Genomic DNA, 3193 nt, shown 5'->3' on the forward strand with positions numbered 1-3193 from the left:
AAGTTGCAGTAAAAAGTGCAGTAACAAAATTGGTAAATTGTCCGCTTCTACTTGATATAGGGAGCATAAGAATTATCGCTCCAGTTAGGATTACCAAAACAAAACTAATAAATACAAATTGAACTGGCGTTATCCGTTTTTTCATAAGTTTACAACGTATATTATATCTAAACTCAGATAAAAACAAATACTTTTAATAGTTTCGATGTTTTTTTAGGCAAAACAACTTCAAAAGAATAATTGGAAACGTAATGCTTCTATTGGTTGTTTAATATAGAAGAGGTTAAAAAACCCACTTTCTAACTTCCCCACCTACTTACGCAATATTCTCCTTGCATAAGTAAGTGCGAAGCCGAAGAATCTCATCCGTTTACCCTGTATTGTCATTCTGAGGAGGCGTCTTTTTGCCAAGGAAAAATCTCTACGTTCATCCTATGTTGTCATTCTGAGGGCGTAAGAAGTGAAGAATCTCCTCCGTTTGTGTTTTTCATTACTCGAGGGAGCCTTAAGGGGGTATCCTTTTTACCCCATCAAATAAGAGATCCTTCGCTATCGCTCAGGATGACAAAGAAAAGGGAACCAGGATGACAAGAGAAAGGGAACCAGGATGACAGGATGGGAGTCATTCTGACGAGGAGACTTTTGCCGAGGAAGAATCTTGCAGTTTATCCTATGTTGTCATTCTGACGAGCAAACGTAGTGAGCGAGGAAGAATCTCAAATTAAAGAAGGGTATGTTCACCTCCTCGATTAAAAATCCCTTATTCATCAGGGCACTATTTTAATATCAAAGGGGTTAAGACCCCTTTCTAACTTCACCTGTGTTATTCCAAATGAGTTCAGTTGTCAAGGTTCAATTTACATCAATTTTTTCACTACCTGAAAGAAGTGTCTATTAATATATATAATCTTCACTTCGCAAAATTATCACATCTACGATAACCAACAACACTAAATTACAAAATGTCGTTTTCTTCTTAATTTACATTTTATTTTACATATGCTTTAACTTTCACAAAATATCTAATAAACAAATAGCAATTCTTATCCACCGCTAAGATATTTTGACACCCATGCACAGTTTTTAGTCTTTACTTTCTTTTTAACTTTACTGTATAAGTCTTATCATCCATCTTAAGCACCCTTTCAATATCGGCTTCAACTAAATCATTAAGTATCTCTTCAGAAAGCGTTTCATCCTTAATGTAATTTTCAAAGGAGGTTATCGTTTCATCTTTTGGGGAAATGGAAGTAAAGATTCTATCTGCAATATCATAATTTGCTTCCTTTCTTAAGTTCTGGATAGCATGAATTATTTCTCTTGCATGACCTTCTTTTTTCAAATCTTCTGTAAGCGTTGTATCAAGGAACACAAAATTTCCTTGATCAAACAAACCTATATAATTACCTTTCCCTTTTACTTCAACGAAAACATGTGCCCTTGTAAGTTTAACTACAGTATCAGCAACGGTAAATTCATATAAGCCGTTATTTAAAATAGATTCTATCACATTAGGGTCGTTAAGATGTTTTACTATTTCGGGTATTTTGTTGCCGTAAGTTTGCCCAAGTGCTTCAAGATTTGGCTTTAAAAAGATATCTCCGTATTTTCTGTAATCGTCATCAATGACAATCTCTTTCAAATTCAACTCATCCATGAGAACTTGTTCGTTTTCTTTTAACAAATCAATATTTGTTGAAGCGCTTGGTATGATAACAAATTTTTGAAGTGGTTGTCTTACTTTAATTTTTGAAGTCTTCCTCAGGGCTCTTCCCATAGAAGTAATATCAATAACTACTTCCATATCGTTTATGAGTTCTCCATCAATCAAGTCTTCTTTTGGCTTTGGATAATCTGTAAGATGCACACTTTCTGGTATTTCGGGGAAGAAAGGTTTAATAAGCTTGCTATAAAGAGTTTCTGCCATAAAAGGAGTAAAAGGAGCAAGGATGTAGGTAAGTTTTACTAAGACCTCATACAAGGTAATATAGGCAGATATCTTATCTAAATCACGTGCCTCTTTCCAAAATCTACGCCTAGACCTTCGCACATACCAACTTGAAAGATCGTCAACAAATTTCTGAATGTCCTTTGTAAGGGGAGTGATGTCAAACTTTTCAAATTTTTCGTAAATTTCTTTATTGAGATTTTCTACTCTTGCAATAATCCATCTATCGAGAATATGCCTATCTTTTACTTCAATATAGGGAGTATCTTTTGGATTGAATTTGTCAAGATTTGCATACATTGCAAAGAAAGAGTAAACATTTCTTAAAGGTATTATGAATTCCTTTAGTGCATCATTAACAACATTTGGACCAAATCTTCTTGGAAGCCAAGGAAGAGACGCTGTATAAATTGCCCATCTAAAGGCATCTGCACCCTGCACGTTTAGTATTGACCAAGGATCGATAACATTGCCTTTGGATTTACTCATCTTTTGACCCTTCTCATCGAGGATAAGTTCAAGGCAAACAACTGTTTTATACGGTGAAACACCCTTTACAAGTGTTGAAATCGCCATTAAAGAATAAAACCATCCTCTTGTCTGGTCTATTGCTTCGGTGATAAAATCGGCAGGGAAGTTTTTCTCAAACTCTTCAACGTTTTCAAAAGGATAGTGCAATTGGGCAAAAGGCATTGATCCAGAATCAAACCACACATCTATAACTTCGGGCACTCTACTCATAGTGCCTCCACATTTTGGACATTTTAAATGAACTCTATCAACGTATGGCTTATGAAGATCGATAGATTCATCAATATCTTCTATTGCCAATTCTTTCAGTTCTTTAATGCTTCCAACTGCTTCTACATGTCCACACTTTTCGCACTTCCATATATTTAAAGGTGTGCCCCAGTATCTTTCCCTTGATAATGCCCAGTCGTTTATATTTTCAAGCCAGTTTCCAAACCTTCCGTGTTTGATTGATTCGGGAAACCAATTTACACTTTCATTGTTTTTTACAAGTTGATCTATTAGAGAAGACATCTTTATAAACCATGAACCTTTGGCGTAGTATAGAAGAGGTGTGCCACATCTCCAACAGAATGGATAATCGTGCTCATAGAGTTCCTTCTTGAAGAGCAAACCTCTTTTCTTAAGATCTTCAATAAGTAGAGGATCTGCATCTTTTACAAATTTGCCCTTGTATGGACCTTCTGTGAGTTTACCTCCAAGATCAACAAGTTG

The 3193-nt window shown here is 35.5% G+C and carries 1 protein-coding gene; it reads right to left on the reverse strand.

Features of this window, described 5'->3' with window-relative positions; translation table 11 throughout:
* Positions 1-1090: 1090 nt before the first annotated feature.
* A partial coding sequence (locus K6343_03780) for a class I tRNA ligase family protein (protein MEF3245083.1) occupies positions 1091-3193 on the reverse strand: 2103 nt, incomplete at its 5' end.

Source organism: Caldisericaceae bacterium (assembly GCA_036574215.1).
GTDB lineage: Bacteria > Caldisericota > Caldisericia > Caldisericales > Caldisericaceae > Caldisericum.